The sequence below is a fragment of the Gordonia hydrophobica NBRC 16057 genome (assembly GCF_001592365.1).
GTDB lineage: Bacteria > Actinomycetota > Actinomycetes > Mycobacteriales > Mycobacteriaceae > Gordonia > Gordonia hydrophobica.
The window spans coordinates 213,191-238,584 of record NZ_BCWU01000008.1; the positions used below are offsets into that span (position 1 = coordinate 213,191).

A 25,394-nucleotide genomic window follows, 5' to 3' on the forward strand; every position below is an offset into this window, starting at 1 on the left:
GCTCGCGGTATCGGCCTCAGACCTGCCAGCCCTCGGATTCCCGCCACCGCTGCCAGAGATCGGCGAAGACGCCGCCGCGAGCCAGCAGGTCGTCGACGGCGCCGGAGTCCACCACGCGACCGCCGTCGAGAACGATGACCGAGTCGGCGAGCGCGACCAGCGCCGGGCGGTGCGTCACCGCGACCACCGTTCGCGTGCCGCGGATGCGCCGCAGCGAGTCGGCGACGGCGCGCTCGGTGATGACGTCGAGCGACGACGTCGCCTCGTCGACCAGCAGCAGCCCGGCAGGCTTCGCGAGCGCGCGCGCCAGGCCGACGCGCTGCCGCTCGCCGCCCGACAGTGCGTTGGCACCGTCGCCGACGCGTGAATCCCACCCGTTCGGCAGCGCCTCCAGGACGGTGTCGAGCCGGGCCAGATCGGCCACCTCCAGCAGATCCGGTTCAGCCGTCGTGACCACGTTCTCGCGGAGGGTGCCCGGACGCAGCGACGTGGTCTGGAAGACGACGGAGCCGCGGCTGAGTCGTTCCTGCGCCGACAGCGGTGCGCCGTCGACCACGACGTCACCCATCGTGGGCTCCCGCAGTCCGGCGAGGACGTCGAGCAGCGTCGACTTGCCGGATCCGGAAGCACCGACCAAGACGGTGATCTCGCCGGGTGCGATGTCGAGGTCGACGCCGTTCAGCGCCTGAGTGCCGTCGGGATAGCGGTAATCGAGTTCGGTGAGGCGCACGGCGGGCGGGCGGACGCCGGACGGATCGACGACGCCGGGCGCGATGTCTGCGGGGCGTTTCTCGTCCTCGTCGACGAGGCCCCGGAGTTCATCGAGGAGTCGTTCGACGCCGGCGATCGGCGTCGCGAGGAGCGAGAGCGAACCGGTCGTCTCCACCACGCGCAGCAGCACCACGATCATCGCGGCCGCGGTGATGCCGGACAGGTCGTCGTTCAGGTACAGCGCCCCGGTCGTGACGCCGAACGCGAGCAGCACGAGTTGACCGACGACGGTGAAGAGGAGGTCTCCGGGCACCTGCCAGGCGAGGAGCCGGAAGCCGCGACTGCGTGAGTCGGCGACCACGTGATCGACCGTTCCGGTGCCGACGCCTGCGGCGCGGAGGGTCGGCTGGGCCCAGCCGAACTCGAGCATGCGGTCGTCGAGGGCGCGGCCGGACTCGGCGAAGGCGTCCTCCGCCTTCGCGACGGCGGCTCGCCCGGCATAGAACGCGACCAGAAGTGCGACGCCGCCGACGAGCGCGACCGCGGCGAGCTGCCAGGACACGAACAGCAGACCGATCGCCAGCATCGGGATCAGCAGTGCCGCGTGGATCAGCGGCGAGAACAGCAGCGGGACCGCGGAGACCGAATCGGGCCCGGATTTGGTAACGAGTCCGCGGAGTCGGGATGCGCGGTCGCCGTGCAGATCGGCGGTGTCGAGATGGCGGATCGCGGCCACACCCGCGCATTCGGACGCTTCGATCAAGCCGAAGCCGACGCGCACTCCGGCGCGCGTCGCGACGATGTCCGACACCCATCCGGCGGCGAGCGTCACCACCATCGCGCCCACCCACGTCCACGCCTGCGACGGGGTGTCACCGAACAGGGCCTCCAACAGCGGCACCGCCAGCAGGATCGCAGCGGCCTGCAGCGCTGTCGAGAGCGTGGTGAGGACGTAGAACTGCGTGCGGGCGCCGCGCGCGGCGTCGCCGGTGATGGCGCGAACGTCGGAGAAGATCGTCGGGACGAGTGTCATCGGAGTGCCTCCTGAGCCTGAGCGGTCATGGCCGCATACATTCCGCCTGCCTCCAGCAGCTGCGCGCCGGTCCCCTGTTCGACGATCCGCCCGCCGTCGAGCACGACGATCTGGTCGGCATCGGCGATGGTGTGCAGGCGGTGCGCGATCACCAGGACGGTGCGGCCCTGGAGAAGTCGTGAGAGTCCGCGTCGGACTTCCCATTCCGAGTCTGGATCAGCGGCCGCAGTCGCCTCATCTAGGACCACCAGGCGGGGGTCGCCGAGCAGGGCTCGCGCGATCGCCAGGCGCTGGCGCTGTCCACCGGACAGGCTGTCGCGGTCGACGACGGAGTCGTAGCCGTCGGGCAGAGCCTCGATGACATCGGCGATGTACGCCGCCCGGGCCGCGTCCTCGATCTCCGCGCGCGACGCGCCGGGGACACCGAGTGCGATGTTGTCGGCGATCGTGCCGCGCACCAGTTGAACGTCCTGCAGGACGACGGCGATGCGTCGTCGAAGATCGTCCTCGCCGATGTCGCGCAAGTCCACCCCGTCGAGCAGGATCGCTCCCTCGTCCGGGTCCCACAGCCTGGCCACCAACGCGGCGACCGTCGACTTGCCTGCCCCCGACGGGCCGACCACCGCGGTGGTCGTGCCCGCGGGCAGATCGAGGTGAATGCCTTGCAGCACCGGCCGGCTCGGCAGGTATCCGAACGTGACGCCGCGCAGCTCCACTCGCGCCGGACCCGATGCCGCAGCGTCGGCGCCGGCGTCAGCCCGCTCCAGTTCGGCGGTGGCGAGGAGGAGGTCGAGCGAGGTCTTGCCGTTCATGCCCTCACGCAACCCGCCGATCGCGAACGACGCCGCCAGCAGTCGGTCGCCGAACGACGTGCCGAGGATGAGGAACGGGAGGATCGCGACCGGATCCATCGAGTCGGTGGTGATCAGCGCGGTGCCCGCGAGCGCGACCACCACCATCGACGTGGTCGGTCGGTTCAGTTGCAGGACCAGCGACTTCATGTCGATGGTCGCGTGCTGCCAGTCCTTGATGAAGGCGGTGAGGCGGCGCAGTTGGCTCGGGAGGTCGGTGGTCGCGCCGTCGCCGAACACGCGGCTGACCTGCTGACCGGCGATGAACCGCTCGGCGTCGCCGGGCAGGCTCGCGTCCCAGCGCATCTTCTGCTCCAGGCGCGGTTTGTCGGCCATCGCCATCCGACCCATCGCCACCACGTAGGCGATCACCGGGACCAACAGAACCAGGGCGAGCACCCAGTTGACCGAGAACAGGTACCCGAGGATCGCCAACGGCGTGACCACCGCCGCGATCAGATCCGGCACCGCATGGGTGACCAGATAGTGCAGGGCGGAGATGTCCTCCTGCACCAGCTTCTTGACTTCTGAGCTGCGTCGGCCGAGGAACCACCCCAAGGGCAGTCGGGTGAGCTTGCCCAACACCCGGCGTCGCAGAGTCGCGGCATACGCCTGGTCGTAGAAGTGCAGGGCGGTGATCAGCAGCGCACTGCCTGCCGTGCCCACGCCGAGCACGATCAGGGCGATCAACGCGACATCGACCAGTTCCTGCCGCTCCGCGCCCTCGACCAACAGCCGGGCAAGTTCGGCGAACAGGATCAACGGCACCACCGCCAGGAGCGACAGCACCACCGCGAACAGTCCGGCCAGGACCATCGCAGGCCGGGCCGGCTTCAGAACCGGTTCAACAGGCTCCGCAGGCCGCGCTGGGCGAAAGGACGGCAGTTCCGCCACCACCGCTCCCGAGTTCTCCTTGATGGTCGACGGCGCAGGCACGTCGGTGGTCTCGGCGCCGGTGTCGACCTGCTTGCCCATCGCGCGCCCGGCCATCCAGTAGGCCTGCGCGTGCATGGTGACCTTGTTCTGCTCGTGTTCCAGGGTCAGCAGCCCCTTCGCCAGACGCATCGCCTTGGTCTCGGCGGTCACCCAGGTGCGCCAGCCGCGATAGTCGCCGTCGCCGATCGCGTTCACCAGCGCGCGACGATCGGGAGTCGACGGAACCCAGTCGACCACCAGGCCGTCGTGCTCGGGCAATGGCAGGTCGCGATCGTCGTCGTGGGTGTATTCGATGACCACGCGCACCGGGACACCGTCGGGGACGGCGTCGACCAGTGTGGTGAAGGCGGGCCACGAGGCCACATCGCCCAGGAAGAGATAGCCGAGCGGGCTCTCCTCCGCAGGCGCGACATCGTGACCGTCTCCGCCGAGACGCGTCATCAGGAGTTCGTCGCCGACCTGCGCATCACGCGCCCACGCCGACGCCGGACCGGCGGGTTCGTGGACGAGGAAGGCGAGGCCGAACGTACCGGCCGCGGGATCGGCGTCGAGCAGCGTGTACGCCCGCTGATGGAATTTGGCGGGGTTCTCGATGTCGGGGAACCACGCGCGGATCCAGGCCGAAGGCTTCTCCCGGTCCTCATGGAGGATCTCGTCGCAGTGGAAGTCGAGACGGATCATGTGCTCGGTGAGCCACCGTGTGCCGGTCACCGTCGCCGCATGATTCTTCGCTCCGAGCGCGCGCAACATCGCGCCCTGGAATCCCTTGCCCATTTCAATCCAATCGTCGGGAACAGGCTCGTAATAAGATTAGGCTAGGCTAATTTGTAGCAGATTCGTGGTCAACGGCACACGGTGGGCGTCGTTCGCGCTTTCCGGGAACACCCGGCGACCGGGTACCGTCGATTGTGTGGACCACTCCCCGACGCCGACTCGACGCCACCGCCCCGCCTTGATCGCCCTGGTGGTCGTCGCCGCGTCGGCGTGCCTGCTCCTGGCCTGGTGGCAGTGGGACCGATTCGAGTCGGCGTCCGGCACCGGGCAGAACCTCGGCTATGCGTTGCAGTGGCCGGCGTTCGCCATCGCCGTCGTCTACGCGTACCGACGTTTCGTCGTGATGGAGGCCGACCCCGAGGCGGAACGGTCGGCGGAGCCGACCGAGATCCCCGAGGGGGTCCTGCCCCCGCGGCCGACGGCGACGGATCCCTCGGTGTCGGCCATCGTCGACGCCGCGCCCGACGACGAGGCCGCCGCCTACAACAGGTACCTGGCCGAGCTCCACCAGCACCCGACGCACGATTGATCGCCGCACGATACATGAAGGACTCCGACGTGACCGAGACCGCCAAGTCGACCGACGACGCCACCAAGGGCACCGTCACCGCCACCGTTCCCCAGATCCGCAGCGCGCTGGTTCGCTACCGCGCGCTGGCGTGGATCACCGGCGTGTGGCTGCTGCTGCTGGTCGTGGAGATGGTCGCGAAGTACGGCTTCGACGTCGACGGCTACGGCTGGGTCGGCATCGCGCACGGCTGGATCTACTTCGTCTACCTCATCTGCACCGTCGACCTGTCGATCAAGGTGCGGTGGCCGGTCGGCAAACTGGTGCTGACCGCCCTCGCAGGAACCATTCCGTTCCTGTCGTTCTACTTCGAGCACATCCGGACCCGCGAGGTGAAGGCGGAGTTCCAGCTCGACCAGTAGCGCTCGTCTACTCCGCCGCCAACGCCCGCAACGCGGGCACCAACTGCGCCAGCGCCTTGCCCCGGTGGCTGAGCGAATCCTTCTCCGCCGCCGTCAGTTCCGCTGAACTGCGGCCGGCGGCGAGGTCGTCGTCCGGGATGAACAGCGGGTCGTAGCCGAAGCCGTTGGCGCCGCGCTCCTCCCGGGCCAGCGTCCCGCGCCACTCGCCGCGCACCACGGTCTCGGATCCGTTCGGCAATACCAGCGCGCACACCGACACGAACGCGGCACCGCGTCGTTCGTCGGGGACGTCGCCGAGCTGAGCCAGCAGGAGCTGGTTGTTCGCCGCGTCGCCGTGCCCGCCGCTCCACCGCGCCGACAGCACGCCCGGCATGCCGTTGAGTGCGTCGACGGCGAGGCCGGAGTCGTCGGCCAACGCCGGGAGACCCGACTTCTCCGCCGCGATCCGCGCTTTGATCAACGCATTGTCCTCAAATGTGGCCCCGTCTTCGACGGGCTCCGGGTACGGCTCCACATCGGCGAGCCCGAGCACGTCGAGTCCGATGCCTGCGGCGTCGACCACGCGCCGCAGTTCCGCGAGCTTCTTGCCGTTGTTCGACGCCAGGAGGATCTTCGCGGTCACTGCTCGGCGCCGGGCAGGACGCCGGGGTACGGCTCGGCGAGAACCTCGCGCTGCGCCGCGACGATCTGCTCAATGGCCGCGCAGGCCACGTCGAGCATCTTGTCGAGGGTCGCGCGCGGGAAGGTGGCGCCCTCACCGGTGCCCTGCACCTCGACGAGGGTGCCCGCGTCGGTCGCGACGACGTTCATGTCGACCTCGGCACGCGAATCCTCCTCGTACGGAAGGTCCACCCGGACGCGGCCGTCGACCACGCCGACGCTGATCGCGGCGATGATGCACGACAGCGGCTGCGGATCCGCCAGCTTGTCGGCGGCGGCCAGGTAGGTGACGGCGTCGGACAGCGCGACGTAGGCGCCGGTGATCGCGGCAGTGCGCGTGCCGCCGTCGGCCTGCAGGACGTCGCAGTCGATCGCGATGGTGTTCTCACCGAGTGCGGCGAGGTCGATGCAGGCGCGCAGCGCCCGGCCGATCAGGCGGCTGATCTCGTGGGTGCGGCCGCCGATCTTGCCGCGGACCGATTCACGCTTGGACCGCTCGTGCGTCGACGACGGCAGCATCGAGTACTCGGCGGTGAGCCAGCCGAGGCCCGACCCGCGGCGCCACGACGGCACACCCTCGGTCACCGAGGCGGTGCACATGACGCGAGTGTTGCCGAACTCCACCAGCACCGACCCTGCCGGATGCGAAGTGAAACCGCGGGTGAACTTGATCGGCCGGAGTTCGTCGTCGGCCCTGCCATCTGCTCGTGAAGTCACGACCTCGACTTTACTTGACCCCGCGATTCGTGCAGCGCGCCGACGACCGCGCCCATCCGCTCGCTTCAGCGAGATCCGCGTGCCTCCTCGACGCCTGCATACGCGGATCTCGCCGACGTCCGCGGATACACAGAACGACGACATCCGGATGACCCCACCATGTAAACAAGGTTTCCCCATGTATGCATGGTGGGCATTTCGAGGCCGCGCCGAGACCCTTGAGTGGTGACGGAATCCCAGGTCGAGGCGCTGCTGGCGAAGCAGCTTGGCTTGGAGATTGCACGACGCCGTCACGCCAAGAACTGGAGTCAGCAGGCGCTGGCCGAGGCGATCGGGCGCAGCCCGAATCACGTTCAGCTCTTGGAGAGCGGCCTCTCCGACCGCAAGAAGAACACGCCCGCGAATCCGCGGCTGAACACCTTGGTCGCGCTCAGCCGAGCACTGGACGTGCCGCTACCCGAGCTGATCGGGAGCGTCGTCGCCGGGGTGCCGAGCGCGAAGTAGGTGCGTCGGACACCCAGCCCGCGGCGGTTTCGACACGGACCGTGACTCCGTCCCGATCCGGCTCAACCAACGTGAGAGACAGACGCTCAACCAACGTGAGGGATAGAGGCTCTATCGACGTGGGAGACGGAGGCTCAACCAACGTAGGAGCAACGTGAGGGCGGGCGCCGTCGACGCTCAGAGCGGCTTGCGGACCTCGATGATCTGCCCCTGGTGCACCAACTGAAGCGGGCCGGGGTACTCACCGGACGCCTCAGTCATGATGGCGTCGGAATCGGACCACGGGGCCACATGGGTCAGGGCCAGCGAGCGGACCTGGGCGCGGCTGGCCATCTGTCCGGCTTCCACGCCGGACAGGTGCAGCCCGGCGGGCCGGTTCTCGGGGTCGTGGGTCCACGACGCCTCGCAGAGGAACAGGTCGGCGTGGCTGGCCAGTTCGACGACCTCGTCGCAGACCGCGGTGTCGCCGCTGTAAACGAGCACCTCGCCCTCCGGGCCGGTGATCCGGAGTCCGTAGGTCTCCGGCGGGTGGTTCACCTGGAAGGGCTCGATGTGCAGGCCGTGCAGGTCGATGGCCTCGCGATCAGCCCACTCCCGCACGTCGTAGGTGTCGGAGAGATCGTCCACCTGTCCCGGGTATTCGGAGGCGCCTGCGCCGACCCGCAGGGCGGTGCCCGACGGGCCATACAGCATCGACCGCTCCGTCGCCGGCGTCGGCGACCATCGGCGCCAGACGAGCATCGCCGCCAGATCCAGACAGTGATCGGCATGCAAGTGGCTCAACAGCACCGCGACCTCGTTGGGATCCGCGTGCTGCTGCAACTCACCGAAGACGCCGTGCCCACAGTCGATCAGGACCGGCGGATGGCCATCCGCCTGCACCAAGTACCCAGAGCATGGCGCACCGGGACCGTTCACGCTCCCTGAACACCCGAGCACCGTCAACCGCATGGGCCTAACTCTGCCACGTCAGTCTGAAAAACCGGCATCAATCCGCCTACCTGTGATCGGCGACTTCGGCCGACTCTTGCGGTGCGCAAGCCCACAGATCCAGGGTCAGAAGTGCTCGACGTGCCCCACCGAAGGCCCCAAGAAGCGGGTCGAGAGTTTCCGGAACAAGTTGGGATCGCCTGTGGCGGAAAACAATCGACGAGCCTCCCGGTCGGCGTGCGGATGCAGAGCATCCCCTTCGGTCAGCACTTTGAACGTGTCCTTCGCGGTCTCCTCCGCGCTGGACACCAGCGTCACCTCGTCGCCCATCACCAACTGAATGACACCCGAGAGCAGCGGGTAGTGCGTGCACCCGAGAACCACGGTGTCGACGTCGGCCTCCTGCAGCGGTTCCAGGTAGCCCTGTGTCAGTCCCAGGATCTGTCTGCCGCTAGTGACGCCGCGTTCCACGAAGTCGACGAAGCGGGGGCACGCGACCGCGGTGATCTCGACGTCGCGGGCCGCCGCGAACGAGTCCTGATATGCGCGGGAGGCGATGGTCGCCTCGGTTCCGATGACACCGATCCGTCCGGTCTTGGTCGCGACGACGGCACGACGCACGGCAGGCAGGATCACCTCGATCACCGGGATCGGCGCATAGCGTTCCCGCGCATCGCGCAGACACGCCGCCGACGCCGTGTTGCAGGCGATGACGATGGCCTTGACCCCGCGCCGGACCAGTTCGTCGCCGATCGCGAGCGCGTGCTGACGGATCTCGGGGATGGCGAGCGGCCCGTACGGACCGTTGGCGGTGTCGCCGATGTAGATGATGTCCTCGTCGGGCAGCTGATCGATGATCGCGCGTGCGACGGTAAGCCCGCCGACGCCGGAGTCGAAGATGCCGATCGGGCCGGTTCCCTGCTCGGTTATCGCGGGCCTCCCTTGAGTTCAGGACTGGACTGGTGGCGACGGTCGCTCAGCATCCACGCCGCGAGCACGCCGCCGGCGGCGCCGAACAGATGGCCCTGCCACGACACGCTGCCGCCTTGGGGCAGCATGCCCCACAGGAGTCCACCGTAGACCGCGAACAGGACCACGCCGCCGAGGACCTGCCACACGTCGCGGTTGAAGATCCCGCGGACCAGCAGATAGGTGAGCCAGCCGAACACGACCCCGGACGCGCCGATCGTGACCGTCCCGGACGGGCCGGTGAGCCACACTCCGAACCCGCTCACCACCCACACGATCGCGGTGACGCCGAGGAATCGCCCCGACATCAACAGCAGGAAGCCGAGGATCGCCCCCGGGATCAGGTTGCCGATGAGGTGCGCGAAGTCCGCGTGCAGGAACGGCGCCCAGATGATCCCGTCGAGCCCGGAGACCTGGCGCGGCAGAATTCCGTTCTGGTCCAGTCGCCCGTTCATGCCGACGTCGATCGCCTCGATCACGAACAGCACGATGACGATCGCGACCATCGTGATGCCCGACCGTTTCCAGCGAGGCGTCGGCGTCGGCGCGGCGGGCGACGGTTGCGGCAGGGGCACACCGCTGCTCATGGGCAACCCTTTCGGTGAGCGGTCAGGCCCAGAGTTGACCGTCGAGTGCGGCCTGGGCGTCCTCGAGGCTACCTTCGTACGCGCCGGTCGACAGATACTTCCATCCACCGTCCGGCACCACGAAGCCGATGTCGGCACGACGACCCTCCGCCACCGCGCGGCGGCCGATCGCCCGAGCGGCCTGCAGAATCGCGCCTGTCGAGATGCCCGCGAAGACGCCCTCCGCCGCGAGGAGCTCCCGGACTCGCGCGACGGCGTCGCCGCTCTGCACCGAGAACCGGCGGGTGATCACCGACTCGTCGTACAACTCGGGGATGAATCCCTCATCGATGTTGCGGAGTCCGTAGACCTCGTCGCCGTACCGCGGTTCCGCGGCGACGATCTCGACGTCCGGCACGCGCTCGCGCAGATATCGGCCGACGCCCATCAGCGTTCCGGTGGTGCCCAGGCCCGCGATGAAGTGGGTGATCTCGGGGAGGTCGGCCAGCAGCTCCGGCCCGGTCCCCTCGTAATGCGCGTCGACGTTGGCCCGGTTGCCGTACTGGTACAGCATCACCCAGTCCGGATGCTGACGCGCGAGGTCCTTCGCGACGGCGACGGCCGTGTTGGAGCCGCCGGCCGCGGGCGACGAGATGATCTCGGCGCCGTACATGCGAAGCAGTTGTCGTCTCTCCTCGGAGGTGTTCTCCGGCATCACCGCGACCATCCGGTAGCCGCGGGTGCGGGCCGCCATCGCGAGCGAGATCCCGGTGTTGCCGCTCGTCGGCTCCAGGATGGTGGAGCCCGGCTGCAGCAGTCCGTCGCGCTCGGCCTGAACGATCATCCGCAGCGCAGGTCGGTCCTTGATCGATCCGGTGGGATTGCGGTCCTCCAACTTGGCCCAGCACCGGACATGCGGCTGTTCGACGCCGTCGGTGTCGACGCCGTCGTCCCACCGCGGTGACAGCGCCCGCAGGCCGACGAGCGGGGTGTTGCCGACCGAGTCGATGAGGGATTCGAAGCGCGCCACCGCGCTATCCGCCGGCGACGGCGGGCAGAATGGTCACCTCGTCGCCGTCGGTCAACGCGGTGTCCAGACCGCCGGTGAACCGGACGTCCTCGTCGTTGACGTACACGTTGACGAAGCGATGCAGGGCGCCGTCGGCGACGAGCCGGTCGCCGATCCCCTCGTGGTTCGCGTCGAGGTCGCCGATCAGCTCGGCCAACGTGGCTCCGGACGCCTCGACGCGTTTCGCGTCGTCGGTGTACGGCCGCAGGATGGTCGGGATGGACACGGTGATCGCCATGATCAACTCCTGATCTACTCGGAAGACTCTGCTGCGCCGGAGCCGACTGCGTCGGGCGCCGCGGCGCCGTCGATCTGCACCTGCTCTTCGGTCACCACGCCGTCGACGATGCGGTAACTGCGCACCTCGGCGTGGTCGGGGTCACGCGTCGAGATCAGCACGTAGTGCGCCTGCGGCTCCGCCGCGTACGAGACGTCGGTGCGACTCGGATACGCCTCGGTGGCCGTGTGCGAGTGGTAGATGACGACCGGTTCCTCGTCGGCACGCTCCATCGCACGCCAGACCCGCAGCTGCTCACCGGAGTCGAAGCGATAGAACGTGGGCGACCGTTCGGCGTTGATCATCGGGATGAAACGGCTCGGGACGTCGGATCCTTCGGCGCCGGCGATGACCCCGCACGCCTCGTCGGGATGATCGGTTCGCGCATGCGCCACCATCGCGTCCACCAATTCCCGGCTGATCTGCAGCACTGCGCCTCCTGGTCCCAGGGTTCACTCCCTGTCAACCGTCGACGGTCGACCGATTATTCCCCGAACGCGGAGAACAGCACGTCGCGATACGCGGGAATCCCCGCGACGCTGGTCGCCGACACCACCGCCGACACGATGGCGCGCTGCACCACGGTCGCCGCCGCCTCGGCCAGTGCCGCGACGATCGGCGTCTGGGGATCCATCCCGATCGGCATGTCGACGGCTTCGGCCGGGTCGGCCTCCTTCTCGCCGGTCGCGACCGCGAAGAGCGTGTCGCCGTCGAGCGGCGAATGCGCAGGCCGGACCGCACGCGCCAGACCGTCGTGGCCGGACATCGCGATCCGCTTGGTGTTCGCCACCGACAGCGTCGCATCGGTTGCGACGACGCCGATGGTCGTGTTGAGGACGGTGCCCTTGGCCGTGAGCTCGGCGAGTCGCCGAATCTCGAGTTGTTTGGGCGCGTGCAGGCGATGCACGTCCAGATCATCGGCGCCCCAAGGCAATCCGGTGTTCGGATCGATGACGCCGCCGACCGGATTCGCCACCACCAGCGCGCCGACCGTCAACCCCGTCGCCGGGCCCTTCCGGATCGTGATCGACGCGGTCCCGACGCCGCCCTTGAGCGCGCCGGCGCGCGCTCCCACGCCCGCGCCCACGCTGCCGATCGCGAAGTCGTCCCGCGCATCGGCCAGCGCTCGTGCACCGAACTCGGCCGTCGGCCGATTCTCCCAGCGCCCGACGGGCAGGTCGAAGATCACCGCGGCGGGCACGATCGGCACCACGTGGCCCTGGCGGTCCATCGGGAGTCCGGTGCCCGACTCCTCCAACCCGAGCATCACGCCGTCGGCCGCCGCGAGCCCGTACGCGCTGCCGCCGGTCAGCACGATCGCGTCGGCGCCGCGCACGGTGTTCACCGGATCCAGCAGATCGGTCTCGCGGGTGCCGGGTCCGCCGCCGCGCACGTCGACGGCGGTGGCCGTCCCGGGTGGCAGACGCACGACGGTGACGCCGGTGGCCCAGCCTGCGCCCGGCTCGGTGGCCGTCGCGACCGTCGCGTCGTCGTCGAGCCGGTGGTGATGGCCCACCGAGATCCCGGAGACGTCGGTCAGTCGATTACCTGCTGCGGCGGTGATGCTCATCGGTCACCACCCGCCCTGGCCCCACTCGCCGTGCCCGGACTCGTCGTGCGTGGGGTCGTCGGGCTGAGCCCATTCGCCCGCCATCAACGCCTCCACGAGCAGGCCCTGCACCACCGACAGCCAGTCGTACACGTCTTGATGGGCGGCGTTGGGATGGTCGGGCGGCAGCTTCGACGGCTCGTCGGTGATGCCGAGCATCGCTCCGAGCGCCAGCCGGATGTCGGTGAGCGCGGTGAGCCAGCCGTCGGCCTGATCCTCGGTCAACGAGACGTCGCCGCCATTGGACGGGAGCGTCTCGAGCACGGTGCGGGCCGCCGCGAGCTTCGCGTCGATGATGTGCGGTTCGTTGACGCTGCGCAGACCGCCGTTGAGGTCGCCCGCGATCGGTCCGGCCACCAGCTCGGGCTCTTGATCGGGCCGGTGGAAGTCCGGCAGCAGGCGCCCAAGGGTGACGTCGTCGGGAGCGCGGGTGTGTCCGGTGACGATTCCGGTCAGCGCCGACAGTTCGTCCTGCGGCGCCGAATCAGCGCGTTCGGACAGCAGCTCGGTGATCGACTCGACCATCGACGCCAGCAGCTGGCACTCGTAGGTCTCGAGATTCGAGCAGATGCGAACGTCGTCGCCCGCTCCGGTCCGCCGCCAGGTCCGCATCAGGAATCGTGCTGCATGGTCGCCCACAGGCCCGCCGCATGCAGCTTGCGGACGTCGGCCTCCATCTTCGCGCGGTCGCCGCTCGACACGACGGCCTTCCCCTCGGTGTGCACCTGCATCATCAGCGCCTTCGACTTCTCCTCGGAATAGCCGAAGATCTTCTGAAACACATAGGCGACATAGTTCATCAGATTCACCGGGTCGTCCCACACAAGCGTCACCCACGGACGGTCGTGCACCGCCTCGGGTTCTGCCACCGCGGTACCGGTACTCGTACCTGGTGTCGCCTCATCCAGCGCCATGAGTAATAGGGTAGCGAAGGTGACCAGTACCGCGCTGCTGACCGATCAATACGAGCTGACCATGCTGTCGGCCGCCCGCCAGGCGGGAACCGCCTCGCGCCAGTGTGTCTTCGAGGTGTTCGCCCGCCGGTTGCCCGACGGTCGACGCTACGGCATCGTCGCAGGTACCGGCCGCCTTCTCGATGCCATCGAGAAGTTCCGCTTCGGTGACGAGGAGATCGCGTCGCTGCGCGACGTGCTCGACGCCGACACCCTGGCCTGGCTGGCCGACTACCGCTTCAGCGGCGACATCGACGGTTACCGCGAGGGCGAGCTCTACTTCCCCGGCTCCCCGATCCTGACCGTCCGCGGCGGGTTCGCGGACGCGGTGATCCTGGAGACCCTGATCCTGTCGGTCCTCAACCACGACAGCGCCATCGCATCGGCCGCCGCCCGCATGGTCAACGCCGCTGCGGGGCGTCCGATCATCGAGATGGGCGGCAGGCGGACCCACGAGCAGGCGGCCGTCGCCTCGGCACGCGCCGCGTACCTTGCGGGCGTCGACCTCACCAGCAATCTCGAAGCCGCCCGCACCTACGGGGTCCCGAGCGCAGGCACCGCCGCGCACGCCTTCACCCTGTCGTTCGCCCACGCCGACGGCAGTGACGAACGTGCGGCGTTCGCCGCGCAGGTGGAGACGCTCGGCGTCGGGACCACCCTGCTGGTCGACACCTACGACATCACCACCGGCGTCAAGAACGCCATCGAGGTCGCCGGCCCCGACCTGGGCGCGGTGCGCATCGACTCCGGCGACCTCGGAGTCCTGGCCCGGCAGGTGCGTCAGCAGCTCGACGACCTCGGCGCCACCGCCACCAAGATCGTCGTCTCCGGTGATCTCGACGAGTACGCGATCGCCTCGCTGCGCGCGGAGCCGGTCGATCTGTACGGCGTGGGCACCTCGCTCGTCACCGGCAGCGGCTCCCCCACGGCGGGCATGGTCTACAAGCTCGTCGAAGTGGACGGCGTGCCCGTCGCCAAGCGGTCGAGCCGCAAGGAGAGCCACGGCGGCGCGAAGCGTGCGGTCCGTGCGGCACGTGCCACCGGCACCATCGTCGAGGAGATCCTGCTGCGCGAGGACACACGCCCCGAGGAAGGCTCCGCTGCGCAGTCGATTCCCGGTGCCGACGGACTCGATGTCACCGAGCTGCAGATCCCGCTGATCCGCGGCGGCGACCGCGTCGAGGGGCTGCCTACACTGGAGGAGTCCCGCAGGCACGTCGCGCACGGTCTCGTCACGTTGCCGTGGGAAGGTCTGGGGCTCAGCCACGGCGACCCAGCGATCCCCACCCGATACCTGAACGAACCGGAGAGTCGATGAAGGTCCGCGCATTGGTCGTGGTCGACGTGCAGAACGATTTCTGCGAAGGCGGCGCGCTCGCCGTCGCCGGCGGCAGTGCCGTCGCCTCGGCGATCAACGCCCTGACCGACGACTATCCGGTGGTCGTCGCGACGCGTGACTACCACATCGATCCCGGTGCGCACTTCTCCGATCAGCCCGATTTCGTCGACTCCTGGCCGCCGCACTGCCGAGTCGGCACTCCGGGCGCCGACTTCCATCCGGATCTCTCGATGACGCCGATGCAGGAGATCTTCTCCAAGGGCGCCTACACCGCCGCCTACTCCGGGTTCGAGGGCACCACCGCCGACGGCACCGGCCTGGCCGACTGGCTGGCCGCGCGCGAGGTCACCGACGTCGACGTGGTCGGCATCGCGACCGACCACTGCGTCCGCGCGACGGCGATCGACGCCGCGACCGCGCGCTTTGCGACCCGCGTCCTGCTCGACTACACCGCCGCCGTCGCCGAGACGACCACCGCGACGGCCCTGGCCGGTCTGCGTGAGGCAGGCGTCGAGGTGGTCGGAACCCTCGCGCACACGGGCATTCCCGCCGACTCCGACGCCACCAGGTGAGCGTCCCCGACGTCGCCGATCTGCTCGCAGATGCCGTCGCCGCGCTCGGCGGCACCCAGCGCGACGGGCAGGCGGCCATGGCCCGCGCCGTCGGCGAGGCGATCGACGACGAGCACCATCTCGCCGTCCAAGCCGGCACCGGCACCGGCAAATCCCTCGCCTACCTCGTCCCGTCCCTGCGACACGCCGTCGACACCGACGAGACGGTCGTCGTCTCGACGGCGACCATCGCCTTGCAGCGTCAGCTCACCGAGCGCGACCTGCCGCGTCTGACCTCGGCCCTCGCCAAGCCGCTGGGACGCGAACCGTCGTTCGCGATCCTCAAAGGGCGAGCGAACTACCTGTGCCTGAACAAGATCCACTCCGGAGTGGCCGACGAGGATCCGAACGCCGAGCTGTTCGACGCCTTCGACCTCTCGCGTATGGGGCGCGAGGTGACCCGGCTGCGGGAGTGGACCTCGGACACCGAGACCGGTGACCGGGACGACCTCTCCCCCGGCGTCAGCGATCAGTCGTGGCGGCAGGTGAGCGTCTCCTCCCGCGAGTGCCTCGGCGCCAACAACTGCCCGTACGCCGAGGACTGCTTCGCCGAGTTGGCGCGCAAGAAGGCCGGCGCGTCCGACGTCGTCGTCACCAACCACGCCATGCTCGCGATCGACGCGATGAGCCCGGCAACGATCCTCCCCGAGCACCGCGTCGTGGTGATCGACGAAGCGCACGAGCTGGTGGATCGCATCACCTCGGTCACCACCGAGGAGATCTCCGCCGCCGGTGTCACGCAGGTGGCGCGCCGTCTCGGCAAGCTCATCGACGACGAGACCGCCGACGCCCTGGTCGGTGCGGGCGAACAGTTGGAGCTGCTCCTGGAGGACTCCCCGAAGGGCGAATGGACGCGGCTGCCGAACGGGGCGCCGGAGATCCTCGCAGCACTGCGCGACCGCCTGTGGAACGCGCGCAACGCCGTCGGCCCGGCGCCGTCGTCCGGGTCCGATCCGGAGGCCTCGGCCACCCGGCAGATGGCCTTGAGCGCCACCGATTCGCTGCACGACTCCGTCGTCCGCGTCCTCACGGTGTTCGGCGAAGCCGACATCACCAAGCGGCACGACGTCGTCTGGCTCTCGGAGGACCGGTTCCGCAGCACCGTGCGCACCACGCTCCGGATCGCGCCGCTGTCGGTGGCCGGACTGCTGCGGACGTCGTTGTTCACCGAATCGACGGTGATCCTCACTTCGGCGACGCTCACGATCGGCGGCAACTTCGACGCCCTCGCCCGCACGTGGGGTCTGCCCGCCCACGGCGAGAAGGACGCCGACGCCGCGGGCTGGCGCGGCATGGACGCAGGCAGTCCGTTCGACTACCCGCGTGCGGCGATCCTGTACGTCGGCAAGCATCTGCGCGCTCCGGGCCGCGACGGCATCGCCGAAGGAACCCTCGACGAGATGGTGGACCTGATGAATGCGGCGGGAGGTCGGACGCTCGGCTTGTTCTCGTCGATGCGCGCGGCGAAGGAGGCCTCCGAGAAACTGCGCGACCGCGTCGGCTTCCCCATCCTCTGCCAGGGCGACGACGCGACGTCGGCCCTGATCGAGAAATTCGCGGCCGACGAGCCCACCTGTCTGTTCGGCACGCTGTCCCTGTGGCAGGGCGTCGACGTGCCGGGCCCGTCGCTGCGCCTGGTGATGATCGACCGGATCCCGTTCCCCCGTCCCGACGATCCGCTGCTGTCGGCACGACAGCGCGACGTCGACGCCCGTGGCGGCAACGGCTTCCTGACCGTCTCGGCCAATCACGCGGCACTGCTGTTGGCCCAGGGCGCGGGACGGCTGCTGCGGGCGACCGAGGACCGTGGCGTCGTCGCCGTGCTGGACTCGCGGCTGGCGACCGCCCGCTACGCCGGCTACCTGCTCGCGGGACTGCCGCCCTTTTGGCGGACCACCGACCCGAAGGCCGTCCGCGCGGCGCTCTCCCGCCTGACCACCGGCGCCGCGAAGTCGTGACGACCCTCGCGACCGCCGCCCCGCTCTGGCTGCGTCTCGGCGCACACCACCGGCCGGGGGCGGGCACGTGGTTCGCGGTGTGGGCGCCCAGCGCTCGCGCGGTCACGGTCTTCGGCGAGTTCGACGACTGGCGCGCCGCGGATCACCCGATGGTCGTCGACGCCGACGGCGTCTGGACCACAACCGTCCCGGCTGCGGAGCCCGGGATGTCGTACAAGTTCCGCATCGTCGGGGCGGACGGCGTGGTCCGTGACAAGGCCGATCCGCTCGCCCGGGTCGCACAGGTGCCGCCGGAGACGGCGTCGGTGATCGCGCCGCGCTCGCAGTTCGCATGGACCGATCAGGACTGGTTGTCCGACCGCGCGTTCAGTGCCCCCGAAGCCGAACCGATGTCGATCTACGAGGTCCACCTCGGCTCGTGGCGCCACGGTCTCGGCTATCGAGAGGCCGCCGTCCATCTCGCCGAGTACGTCGTCGAACTCGGGTTCACCCACGTGCAGTTGATGCCGATCACCGAGCATCCGTACGGCGGATCGTGGGGCTATCAAGTCGGCTCGTACTTCGCCTGTTCGCGCCGTTGGGGTACGGCGGACGACCTGCGCTTCCTCGTCGATCACCTGCATGCGCACGGCGTGGGCGTCATTCTCGACTGGGTGCCCGCCCATTTCCCGAAGGATCCGTTCGCCCTCGGCGAGTTCGACGGCACCCCGCTCTACGAGCATTCTGATCCGCTGCGTCGGGAGCAGCCCGACTGGGGCACCTACGCCTTCGATCTGGGTCGGCGCGAGGTCGCCGACTTCCTCATCGCCAGCGCCGTCTACTGGTGCACCGAGTTCCATCTCGACGGTCTCCGCGTCGACGCCGTCGCATCGATGCTCTACCTCGACTACTCGCGTGAGCCCGGACGCTGGCGGCCCAATGCGCGCGGCACCAACGAGAACGACGAGGCCGTCGAGTTCCTCCGACGACTGAACGACACCGTCCACGCGGCCTCCCCCGGCGCGATGATGATCGCCGAGGAGTCGACCGCGTGGCCCGGCGTCACCGCAAAAACCGGTGCCGGTGGTCTCGGATTCGACTTCAAGTGGAATCTCGGCTGGATGCACGACCTTCTCTCGCTCGTCGGCGCGCCGCCCAGTGAGCGCGCACGATTCCAGGACCGCGTCGCCTTCTCGCTCACGCACGCCACCGCCGAGCGCTATGTGCTGCCGATCAGCCATGACGAGGTGGTGCACGGGAAAGGCACGCTTCTGAGTCGTATCCCCGACGGATGCGACCGCGCCGCACACGTGCGTCTCACACTCGCCTTCCAGTGGGCCCACCCCGGCAAGAAGTTGCTGTTCATGGGCCAAGAGTTCGGGCAGGAACGGGAGTGGGCCGACGACCGCAGCCTGGACTGGCACCGTCGCGACGACGGCATCGCGCTCGCGGCCGGCGACCTCGCCCGTCTCCACGCGCGACTGCCCGCACTGCATCAGGCCGACGGCGACCCCCGTGGTTTCGAGTGGCTGGACGGCAACGACACCCGGAACACCGTGATCGGCTTCCTCCGCCGCAGCGACGAGTACGCCCGCACCGGCGGACTGCTCGTCGCCTGCGTGTTCAACTTCTCCGACCGCGACCTGTACGACTACCGCCTGGGCTTCCCCGTCGCCGGCCCGTGGCGCGAGATCCTCAACACCGCGGCCCGCGAATACGGCGGCCACGGCGTCGGCAACCTGGGACGGATCGTCGTCGTCGACGAGCCGAGTCACGGCCGCCCGTTCAGCGCGACCATCACCCTTCCCGCCGCCTCCGCAGTCTTCTTCACACCCGCCGCCCCCACGCTGGTCGAGTAGCCACTCCTCCACGCCGGTCGAGCAACCGCCCCCTCCACGCTGGTCGAGCAACCGCTCCCCCCACGCGAGTCGAGCAACCGCTCCCTACGCTGGTCGAGCAACCGCTCCCCTACGCTGGTCGAGTAGCCGGGGGACGTAGTCACCCGACGTATCGAGACCGCCGCGCAGCTAAACCGCACCGCGCCCCCAACACCCGCGTCAGTACAGCGCAGTCGCCAGCTTCCGACGCGCCGCGACCACGAACGGTTCGGCGGGATCGAAGAGGTCGAACAATTCCAGCAGGCGCGCCCGAGCTCGGCTCCGGTCGTCGTCCCGCGTCACCTTGATGACGTCGATGACGCGATCGAAGGCGGCCTCGGGCCGCTGGCCGAGCAGCAGGACGTCGGCGGCGGCGAGTTGCGCGTCCACATCGCCGGGTTCGGCGTTCGTCACGACTGCGGGATCGTGCGCCTGCGCGCGGGTCACGAACTCGAGGTTGCGGACGATCGAAGCGGCTTCGGTGTTGTCCGGTTCCAGGGCCAGGATTGCGCGGTAGGCGTCCAGCGCACCATCCATGTCGCCGGAATTCATCAGTTCCTCGGCGGCGACCATCCGCGGATCGGGCTCCGGTTCTGCCTCCGGTGCGGCCCCCGCCGACTCGGGCAGCAGGTGCCCGGCTTTGGCGAAGATGTCGTCCAGCCACCCGCGGATCTGCTCCTCGGGCTGGGCGCCGTTGAACGCCGCGACCGGTTGACCGCCGACCAAAGCGATCACCATCGGAATCGACTGCGCGCCGAAGGCTTGCGCGATTCGTGGACTCGCGTCCACGTCCACCCGCGCCAGCACCCACCGGCCGCCGGACTCCTGTGCGAGTCTGGCGAGCGTCGGCGACAGCTCGCGGCTCGGCTCGGCCCACGCCGCCCACAGGTCGACGACGACGAGCTGCTGCAGCGAACGCTGGACTATCTGCTCTTCGAAGTCGATCTCGGTCACATCGATGACCGCGGGGCCGGCGCCGTCGGCCGACTCATCACCGGTTGGGGCCGGTGACGACGACGGAGCGGGCCGCGACTGAGCCATTCGCTCAGCCTCGGCCCGCTCCTTCAGAATTGACAGATCTACTGCACCGGACATTGCAATCGCGGCGCTGGCTTGATCCTGGCGTCGGGAAGGTCTGCTCACACGTTCAGTGTGTCACGATCATCGTCGACGGTGAATTCCGAGTCGGACAGCTCACCGAGATGACCGTTCTTCTTGGCCCACTGCTCAAACCAGACGGTGAAGAACGGCGGAATCGATGCGACGAGCGCCAAGGCGGTGACCTTCAGGTTCCACTTCAGCGAGCGCGCGGTGAGGACCGTGACGATCAGGTAGATCACGAACGCCGCACCGTGCAGGGAACCCGGGATCATCGTCGCCGATTCGACGTCGGCACCGTACTTGACGGCCATGCCGATCAGCAGGAGGCCCCACGTGATCGCTTCGATGATCGCGATCAGACGGAACCGCTTGGCCGCGGTCGAAACACTGAAGAAGTCATTCATGGAAAATCAAGCTTTCTTCGGAACGCGCACGATCAGGGCGTCGCCCTGGCCGCCGGCGCCGCAGAGTGCAGCCGCGCCGATGCCGCCACCACGGCGTGCGAGTTCGAGAATCAGGTGGAGGGTGATGCGGGCACCGGAGGTGCCGATGGGGTGACCGAGGGCGATGCCGCCGCCGTTCACGTTGACCTTCTCCGGATCGAGGCCGAGCTTGCGGGTCGACGCGAGGCCGACCGCCGCGAAGGCCTCGTTGATCTCGACCAGGTCGAGGTCGGTCGGGGCGACGCCCTCGCGGTCGCACGCCTTCGCGATGGCGTTGGCGGGCTGATCCTGCAGCGACGAGTCCGGACCGGCCACCACGCCGTGCGCGCCGATCTCGGCGAGCCATTCAAGGCCGAGCTCCTGCGCCTTGCTCTTGCTCATCACGATGACGGCGCAGGCGCCGTCGGAGATCTGCGACGAGTTGCCCGCGGTGATGGTACCGCCCTTGCGGAACGCCGGACGCAGGCCGGAGAGCGAGTCGACGGTGGTGTCGGCACGGACGCCCTCGTCGGTGACGAACTGGATCGGGTCGCCCTTGCGCTGCGGGATCTCGACCGGAACGATCTCGTCGGCGAAGACGCCGTTCGCGATGGCAGCTGCGGCCAGGCGGTGGCTGCGGGCCGAGAACTCGTCCTGCTCTTCACGGGTGAAGCCGTCGGTGTCGTTGCCCTGCTCGGTCAGCGCGCCCATGGCCTGGTCGGTGAACGCATCGTGCAGACCGTCGAAGGCCATGTGGTCGACGAGGGCAGTGTCGCCGTACTTGTAGCCGCCACGACTGCCGGGCAGCAGGTGCGGCGCCTGGGTCATCGACTCCTGTCCGCCTGCGACGACGCACTCGAACTCACCGGCGCGGATCAGCTGGTCGGCGAGAGCGATCGCATCGATGCCCGAGAGGCACATCTTGTTGATCGACAGCGCAGGCACGTCCCAGCCGATGCCCGCCTTCACTGCGGTCTGCCGAGCCGGCATCTGGCCTGCACCGGCGGTGAGGACCTGACCCATGATCACGTACTCGACGAGCGCCGGGTCCACCTTGCCCTTGTCGAGCGCGCCCTTGATGGCGACGGCGCCGAGATCGACGGCGGAGAATCCCTTGAGCGAACCCATGAGGCGGCCCTGCGCGGTACGAGCACCGGACACGATCACGGTGGTGTTGTCGGACATGTATCAGCTCCTTGGCTTGAGGCAGCGTTCCACGGCGGCCTCGCCGATGCTGCGGTCTTGCTCAGGGCGGCCGCGGTGCGACGCCCAGTCCCCCTCAACGCTACCGTTATGGCATGACCAACTCCTCATCGGATAACGTGACAAACCCCACCCAAGCAGGCCCGCTGGCCACCATCGGCGACCTTGTGACCGCGATCGATCACGTCGGACTGGCCGTGCCCGACCTCGATGCTGCCGCTACGTGGTGGCTCGACAATTTCGGCTTCGTGAACCAGCACGAAGAAGTCAATGAAGAGCAGGGCGTCCGCGAAGCGATGATCGGCCCCGATGGCGGCGACACGATGATCCAGTTGCTCATGCCACTCAACGAGGCGTCGACGATCGCCAAGTTCATCGACCGCAACGGCCCGGGCATGCAGCAGATGGCAGTGCGCGTCACCGACGTCGACGAGGTGTCGCGACGGCTTGTCGAGGCCGGCGTCCGCCTCCTGTATCCGCAGGCCAAGCACGGTACGGCGAACTCCCGCATCAATTTCGTTCATCCCAAGGACAGCGGCGGCGTACTGCTCGAACTCGTCGAACCGGCCGCATCTCGCTGACCTACGACGACCCGGCAGCGGGCCACGGGAACGATTCGTTACCAAATCTCCGCCCAACACCCCGTCGCCGGGTCGACACCGGTTCTGCGATCGGCCATAGACTGGCAACATGTCAGCCCCTGGACATCGTCAGAGCCCCTTCCCCATCGTCATGCGCGGCTATGACCGCGATCAGGTCACCGACCACATCCGCGTCCTCGATGCCGAGTTGCGCATGATGGCCTCCGACCGCGATGCGGCGCACGCGAACGCCGACGAACTGCAGAGTCACCTCGACGACGCACGTCGTCGCATTCATGATCTGCAGGAGGAAGTGAACACCCTGTCGGTCCCGCCGACGACGGTCGCCGGGATGACAGATCGCGTGTCCCGAATGCTGCAGTTGGCCACCGACGAGGCATCGGAGATGCGCGCCAACGCCAAGGAGGAGGCCGACGAGACCTTGTCGGTCGCGAGGCAGAGCGCCGAGGACGAGCGAGCCTCCGCCGCCGCGGCCGCCACCCGTACCAAGGAATTGGCGCAGGATCACGCCGACCTGATCATCACCAGCGCCGAGAAGCGCGCCGCGGACATCGACGCCGCCGCCAAGGAGCGCGGGGCACAGTCCCAGCGCGATACCGAAGCAGCGAAGGCACGTGCCGCCGAGATCATCGCCGCTGCCGAAGAGGACGCCGCCCGCCTGCGCGGTGCCGCTCACAACATCTCGATGAACCGGCTCGCTCGGTCGCGGGAACTCGCCGGATCCGCGCATGACGCGCACAAGCAGATCCTCGATCACCTCGACGCTCTGCGGGAGCACATCAGCAACCTGCCTGCAGCTCTGGCGCTGTCGGACGAGGAATCCAAGCTCGTCTCCCTCGACAGCGACGACGACCTCGAATTGCTCAACCGCACGCTCGTCGGCCGTGATCGGTTCGGGGACGACACCTCCGGGTCGGAGAAGACCGACGTGCTCGGCACCGTCGACAAGGACTACGTCGACGACGAGGACGTCAAGGATGAGCAGTACGATTCGCCGCGCTACGGAAATGGCGGCCGAAACCAGGATTCCGACGATGAATCCACCGCGGCCCAGGCCACGGCCTGATCGACCGAGCAGCTGATCAGAACAGCTTGAACTCGGTGTCCTCGGTGCCGCGCAGCTTGTCGTAGTCGAGGACGACGCAACGGATTCCGCGGTCCGTGGCGAGCGTCTTCGCCTGCGGCTTGATCGCCTGCGCCGCAAAGACGCCGGCGACCGGGGCGATCGTCGAGTCTCTGTTCAGCAGGTCCAGGTAACGCGTGAGTTGCTCGACGCCGTCGATCTCGCCCCGCCGCTTGATCTCGACGGCGACGGTCTGCCCATCCGCGTCGCGACACAGGATGTCTACCGGGCCGATGGCCGTCATGTACTCCCGTCGGATCAAGGTGTACCCGGCACCGAGTGTCTCGATGTGCTCGGCGAGCAGCTCCTGCAGATGGGCCTCCACGCCGTCCTTCACCAAACCCGGATCCATGCCGAGTTCGTGGCTGCTGTCGTGGTGGAACCCAGCGATGCTGATGCGCAGTTGCTCGCCGGCCTTGTTCTCGACCACCCACAGCGCCTCGAACTGATCGGCGACGTCGTCCTGCGGCGCCTCTACCAGCCAGCACGGCGGGCTCATCCAATTGAGCGGTTTGTAGGCGCGGTCGTCGGCATGAATGCTCACGGACCCGTCGGACTTGATGAGAATCAAGCGCTTCGCCATCGGAAGGTGGGCGGTGAGTCGACCAACATAGTCGACCTGACAATCGGCAATGACAAGACGCACATCGGAGATTCTAGTGGAGGCCCCCGACACGAGATCTCCCCCACGCCGCGAGTTCGTCGCTTCCGCCTCCACGTTGGTAGTTCGGCGCCGCTGATCCCCCGACGTTGGTCGAGTTCGACGCCGCTGCACCCTCTAAGTTGGTCGAGTTCGACGCCGCTGCACCTTCTAAGTTGGTCGAGTTCGACGCCGCTGCACCCTCTAAGTTGGTCGAGTTCGACGCCGCGAACGAAGTGAGCGACGACGAGAATCGAGACCGCCGCGGGCACCGACTCAAGAACACGCATGCCCAGCCGGGCTTTCGCGGCGATCTCGATACGCAGCTTGCTCGCTGCGCTCCCACGCTGCTACTCGATCAACGTGCGGGACGTTGGTCGAGTTCGACGCCGCGAACGTAGTGAGCGTCGACGAGAATCGAGACCGCCGCGGGCAGTGGCTCAACAACACGCATGCCCAGCCGAGCCTCCGCGGCGATCTCGATACGCAGCTTGCTCGCTCCGCTCCCAGGCAGCTACTCGATCAACGTGCGGGACGTTGGTCGAGTTCGACGCCGCGAACGAAGTGAGCGACGACGAGAATCGAGACCGCCGCGGGCAGTGGCTGAAGAACACGCATTCCAGTCCGTCGTTACGGCGATCTCGATACGCAGCTTGCTCGCTGCGCTCGCAGGCTGCTACTCGATCAACGTAGGGGCGGGCCACTCGATCACCGTCGAGACGGGCTACGCGATCAACGGAGAGGGGCGGTTACTCGATCAACGTGCGGGACGGGGTACTCGATCACCGTAAGGCGCGATCAATGTGAGGGGGCAATCAACGTCGGGCCGCCGCCGGGTGCCGGCCCGGGGAATGCGGCCCGGGGAATGCAGGAAGCCCCCGACCATACGGTCGGGGGCTCCCCGGGAATGTTGTGTTCGGCGGTGTCCTACTCTCCCACACCCATTACAGTGCAGTACCATCGGCGCAGGTGGGCTTAGCTTCCGGGTTCGGAATGGGACCGGGCGTTTCCCCACCGCTATAGCCGCCGTAACTCTATGAAACTGTGAGC

At 68.4% G+C, this 25,394-nt stretch carries 26 protein-coding genes and 1 rRNA gene; 9 read left to right on the forward strand and 18 right to left on the reverse strand.

All coding sequences use genetic code 11. The features are described from left to right. Positions 1 to 16 precede the first annotated feature (16 nt). Entirely contained in the window at positions 17 to 1,744 is a 1,728-nt protein-coding gene (locus GH2_RS14925) for an ABC transporter ATP-binding protein (protein WP_066169541.1), read from the reverse strand. Next, positions 1,741 to 4,305, reverse strand: a complete 2,565-nt coding sequence (locus GH2_RS14930) for an ABC transporter ATP-binding protein/permease (protein ID WP_066169543.1) — start codon at positions 4,303 to 4,305, stop codon at positions 1,741 to 1,743. The genes GH2_RS14925 and GH2_RS14930 overlap by 4 nt, the downstream gene beginning before the upstream one ends. Positions 4,306 to 4,441: 136 nt before the next feature. Here GH2_RS14930 and GH2_RS14935 point away from each other — a divergent pair, with 136 nt between their 5' ends. Both GH2_RS14935 and GH2_RS14940 read left to right on the forward strand, forming a co-directional pair. Continuing rightward, positions 4,442 to 4,834 carry a transcriptional regulator gene (locus GH2_RS14935; RefSeq protein WP_066169545.1) on the forward strand — a complete coding sequence of 131 codons (393 nt, stop codon included), beginning with the start codon at positions 4,442 to 4,444 and terminating at the stop codon, positions 4,832 to 4,834. 29 nt (positions 4,835 to 4,863) lie between these two features. Next, positions 4,864 to 5,235, forward strand: a complete 372-nt coding sequence (locus GH2_RS14940) for a DUF3817 domain-containing protein (RefSeq protein WP_066169639.1) — start codon at positions 4,864 to 4,866, stop codon at positions 5,233 to 5,235. Between the two features lie 7 nt (positions 5,236 to 5,242). Here GH2_RS14940 and rdgB read toward each other — a convergent pair whose 3' ends face one another. Continuing rightward, positions 5,243 to 5,857: an RdgB/HAM1 family non-canonical purine NTP pyrophosphatase gene (gene rdgB, locus GH2_RS14945; protein ID WP_066169546.1), complete on the reverse strand. Its 615-nt coding sequence runs from the start codon at positions 5,855 to 5,857 to the stop codon at positions 5,243 to 5,245. Then, positions 5,854 to 6,612, reverse strand: coding sequence for a ribonuclease PH (gene rph, locus GH2_RS14950; RefSeq protein WP_066169548.1), 759 nt, complete (start codon positions 6,610 to 6,612; stop codon positions 5,854 to 5,856). Before rph ends, rdgB begins: the two co-directional genes overlap by 4 nt. A 225-nt stretch (positions 6,613 to 6,837) precedes the next feature. Between rph and GH2_RS14955 the strand changes: the two genes are divergently transcribed. After that, the gene (locus tag GH2_RS14955) at positions 6,838 to 7,116 is read left to right on the forward strand and encodes a helix-turn-helix domain-containing protein (protein ID WP_084247520.1); all 279 of its coding nucleotides are present in this window, start codon (positions 6,838 to 6,840) and stop codon (positions 7,114 to 7,116) included. Positions 7,117 to 7,293: 177 nt separating this feature from the next. On the opposite strand, the gene GH2_RS14960 is transcribed toward GH2_RS14955, so the two are convergent. The 9 genes from GH2_RS14960 to clpS all read right to left on the reverse strand — a co-directional run bounded on the left by GH2_RS14960 (position 7,294) and on the right by clpS (position 13,450). Continuing rightward, positions 7,294 to 8,067, reverse strand: a complete 774-nt coding sequence (locus tag GH2_RS14960) for a cyclic nucleotide-degrading phosphodiesterase (protein WP_066169552.1) — start codon at positions 8,065 to 8,067, stop codon at positions 7,294 to 7,296. Between the two features lie 105 nt (positions 8,068 to 8,172). Next, positions 8,173 to 8,976: a glutamate racemase gene (gene murI / locus GH2_RS14965; protein WP_066169554.1), complete on the reverse strand. Its 804-nt coding sequence runs from the start codon at positions 8,974 to 8,976 to the stop codon at positions 8,173 to 8,175. Then, complete coding sequence (locus GH2_RS14970; RefSeq protein ID WP_066169557.1) at positions 8,973 to 9,602, reverse strand: rhomboid family intramembrane serine protease; 630 nt, start codon at positions 9,600 to 9,602, stop codon at positions 8,973 to 8,975. The genes murI and GH2_RS14970 overlap by 4 nt, the downstream gene beginning before the upstream one ends. Positions 9,603 to 9,624: 22 nt before the next feature. Next, positions 9,625 to 10,611 (reverse strand): PLP-dependent cysteine synthase family protein, encoded by a 987-nt coding sequence (locus GH2_RS14975; RefSeq protein ID WP_066169559.1) that lies wholly within the window; start codon positions 10,609 to 10,611, stop codon positions 9,625 to 9,627. Positions 10,612 to 10,615: 4 nt separating this feature from the next. Further along, positions 10,616 to 10,888 carry a MoaD/ThiS family protein gene (locus GH2_RS14980; RefSeq protein ID WP_066169562.1) on the reverse strand — a complete coding sequence of 91 codons (273 nt, stop codon included), beginning with the start codon at positions 10,886 to 10,888 and terminating at the stop codon, positions 10,616 to 10,618. Positions 10,889 to 10,902: 14 nt separating this feature from the next. Beyond that, complete coding sequence (locus GH2_RS14985; protein ID WP_066169563.1) at positions 10,903 to 11,358, reverse strand: M67 family metallopeptidase; 456 nt, start codon at positions 11,356 to 11,358, stop codon at positions 10,903 to 10,905. 53 nt (positions 11,359 to 11,411) lie between these two features. After that, positions 11,412 to 12,497: a P1 family peptidase gene (locus tag GH2_RS14990; RefSeq protein WP_066169565.1), complete on the reverse strand. Its 1,086-nt coding sequence runs from the start codon at positions 12,495 to 12,497 to the stop codon at positions 11,412 to 11,414. 3 nt (positions 12,498 to 12,500) lie between these two features. After that, the gene (gene aosR / locus GH2_RS14995; protein ID WP_066169567.1) at positions 12,501 to 13,148 is read right to left on the reverse strand and encodes an oxidative stress transcriptional regulator AosR; all 648 of its coding nucleotides are present in this window, start codon (positions 13,146 to 13,148) and stop codon (positions 12,501 to 12,503) included. Next, positions 13,148 to 13,450: an ATP-dependent Clp protease adapter ClpS gene (gene clpS, locus GH2_RS15000; RefSeq protein WP_174545351.1), complete on the reverse strand. Its 303-nt coding sequence runs from the start codon at positions 13,448 to 13,450 to the stop codon at positions 13,148 to 13,150. Before clpS ends, aosR begins: the two co-directional genes overlap by 1 nt. On the opposite strand from clpS, the gene GH2_RS15005 reads away from it, so the two are divergent. From GH2_RS15005 to glgB, 4 genes are read left to right on the forward strand one after another with little or no spacing between them, the layout of a single operon-like run. Beyond that, positions 13,449 to 14,807, forward strand: coding sequence for a nicotinate phosphoribosyltransferase (locus tag GH2_RS15005; RefSeq protein ID WP_066169570.1), 1,359 nt, complete (start codon positions 13,449 to 13,451; stop codon positions 14,805 to 14,807). The genes clpS and GH2_RS15005 overlap by 2 nt on opposite strands. Then, positions 14,804 to 15,400, forward strand: coding sequence for an isochorismatase family protein (locus tag GH2_RS15010; protein ID WP_066169571.1), 597 nt, complete (start codon positions 14,804 to 14,806; stop codon positions 15,398 to 15,400). The genes GH2_RS15005 and GH2_RS15010 overlap by 4 nt, the downstream gene beginning before the upstream one ends. Next, positions 15,397 to 17,397: an ATP-dependent DNA helicase gene (locus GH2_RS15015; protein ID WP_066169573.1), complete on the forward strand. Its 2,001-nt coding sequence runs from the start codon at positions 15,397 to 15,399 to the stop codon at positions 17,395 to 17,397. The genes GH2_RS15010 and GH2_RS15015 overlap by 4 nt, the downstream gene beginning before the upstream one ends. After that, positions 17,394 to 19,235 (forward strand): 1,4-alpha-glucan branching protein GlgB, encoded by a 1,842-nt coding sequence (gene glgB, locus GH2_RS15020; RefSeq protein ID WP_066169574.1) that lies wholly within the window; start codon positions 17,394 to 17,396, stop codon positions 19,233 to 19,235. Before GH2_RS15015 ends, glgB begins: the two co-directional genes overlap by 4 nt. A 198-nt stretch (positions 19,236 to 19,433) precedes the next feature. Here glgB and GH2_RS15025 read toward each other — a convergent pair whose 3' ends face one another. From GH2_RS15025 to GH2_RS15035, 3 genes are read right to left on the reverse strand one after another with little or no spacing between them, the layout of a single operon-like run. Continuing rightward, positions 19,434 to 20,348, reverse strand: coding sequence for a tetratricopeptide repeat protein (locus tag GH2_RS15025; RefSeq protein WP_174545355.1), 915 nt, complete (start codon positions 20,346 to 20,348; stop codon positions 19,434 to 19,436). 44 nt (positions 20,349 to 20,392) lie between these two features. Next, positions 20,393 to 20,758 (reverse strand): DUF3817 domain-containing protein, encoded by a 366-nt coding sequence (locus GH2_RS15030; protein WP_066169577.1) that lies wholly within the window; start codon positions 20,756 to 20,758, stop codon positions 20,393 to 20,395. Positions 20,759 to 20,764: 6 nt separating this feature from the next. Further along, positions 20,765 to 21,961 (reverse strand): acetyl-CoA C-acetyltransferase, encoded by a 1,197-nt coding sequence (locus GH2_RS15035; protein ID WP_066169579.1) that lies wholly within the window; start codon positions 21,959 to 21,961, stop codon positions 20,765 to 20,767. Between the two features lie 113 nt (positions 21,962 to 22,074). On the opposite strand from GH2_RS15035, the gene mce reads away from it, so the two are divergent. Together mce and GH2_RS15045 are read left to right on the forward strand one after the other, a co-directional pair. Then, entirely contained in the window at positions 22,075 to 22,560 is a 486-nt protein-coding gene (gene mce / locus GH2_RS15040) for a methylmalonyl-CoA epimerase (protein WP_066169582.1), read from the forward strand. Positions 22,561 to 22,669: 109 nt separating this feature from the next. Next, positions 22,670 to 23,647 carry a hypothetical protein gene (locus GH2_RS15045; protein WP_066169584.1) on the forward strand — a complete coding sequence of 326 codons (978 nt, stop codon included), beginning with the start codon at positions 22,670 to 22,672 and terminating at the stop codon, positions 23,645 to 23,647. A 16-nt stretch (positions 23,648 to 23,663) separates the two neighbouring features. Here GH2_RS15045 and nucS read toward each other — a convergent pair whose 3' ends face one another. Further along, positions 23,664 to 24,350, reverse strand: a complete 687-nt coding sequence (gene nucS, locus GH2_RS15050; protein WP_066169587.1) for an endonuclease NucS — start codon at positions 24,348 to 24,350, stop codon at positions 23,664 to 23,666. A 908-nt stretch (positions 24,351 to 25,258) separates the two neighbouring features. After that, positions 25,259 to 25,375 (reverse strand): 5S ribosomal RNA (rrf, locus tag GH2_RS15060). Positions 25,376 to 25,394 lie beyond the last annotated feature (19 nt).

Bases quoted from the DNA above. Each gene is read 5' to 3' on its own strand.
- GH2_RS14925 (WP_066169541.1), bottom strand. From the start codon at position 1,744: ATGACACTCGTCCCGACGATCTTCTCCGACGTTCGCGCCATCACCGGC.
- GH2_RS14930 (WP_066169543.1), bottom strand. From the start codon at position 4,305: ATGGGCAAGGGATTCCAGGGCGCGATGTTGCGCGCGCTCGGAGCGAAG.
- GH2_RS14960 (WP_066169552.1), bottom strand. From the start codon at position 8,067: ATGCGGTTGACGGTGCTCGGGTGTTCAGGGAGCGTGAACGGTCCCGGT.
- GH2_RS14970 (WP_066169557.1), bottom strand. From the start codon at position 9,602: ATGAGCAGCGGTGTGCCCCTGCCGCAACCGTCGCCCGCCGCGCCGACG.
- GH2_RS14980 (WP_066169562.1), bottom strand. From the start codon at position 10,888: ATGGCGATCACCGTGTCCATCCCGACCATCCTGCGGCCGTACACCGAC.
- GH2_RS14990 (WP_066169565.1), bottom strand. From the start codon at position 12,497: ATGAGCATCACCGCCGCAGCAGGTAATCGACTGACCGACGTCTCCGGG.
- aosR (WP_066169567.1), bottom strand. From the start codon at position 13,148: ATGCGGACCTGGCGGCGGACCGGAGCGGGCGACGACGTTCGCATCTGC.
- GH2_RS15005 (WP_066169570.1), top strand. From the start codon at position 13,449: ATGAGTAATAGGGTAGCGAAGGTGACCAGTACCGCGCTGCTGACCGAT.
- clpS (WP_174545351.1), bottom strand. From the start codon at position 13,450: ATGGCGCTGGATGAGGCGACACCAGGTACGAGTACCGGTACCGCGGTG.
- GH2_RS15010 (WP_066169571.1), top strand. From the start codon at position 14,804: ATGAAGGTCCGCGCATTGGTCGTGGTCGACGTGCAGAACGATTTCTGC.
- GH2_RS15025 (WP_174545355.1), bottom strand. From the start codon at position 20,348: ATGTCCGGTGCAGTAGATCTGTCAATTCTGAAGGAGCGGGCCGAGGCT.
- GH2_RS15030 (WP_066169577.1), bottom strand. From the start codon at position 20,758: ATGAATGACTTCTTCAGTGTTTCGACCGCGGCCAAGCGGTTCCGTCTG.
- GH2_RS15035 (WP_066169579.1), bottom strand. From the start codon at position 21,961: ATGTCCGACAACACCACCGTGATCGTGTCCGGTGCTCGTACCGCGCAG.
- mce (WP_066169582.1), top strand. From the start codon at position 22,075: ATGACCAACTCCTCATCGGATAACGTGACAAACCCCACCCAAGCAGGC.
- GH2_RS15045 (WP_066169584.1), top strand. From the start codon at position 22,670: ATGTCAGCCCCTGGACATCGTCAGAGCCCCTTCCCCATCGTCATGCGC.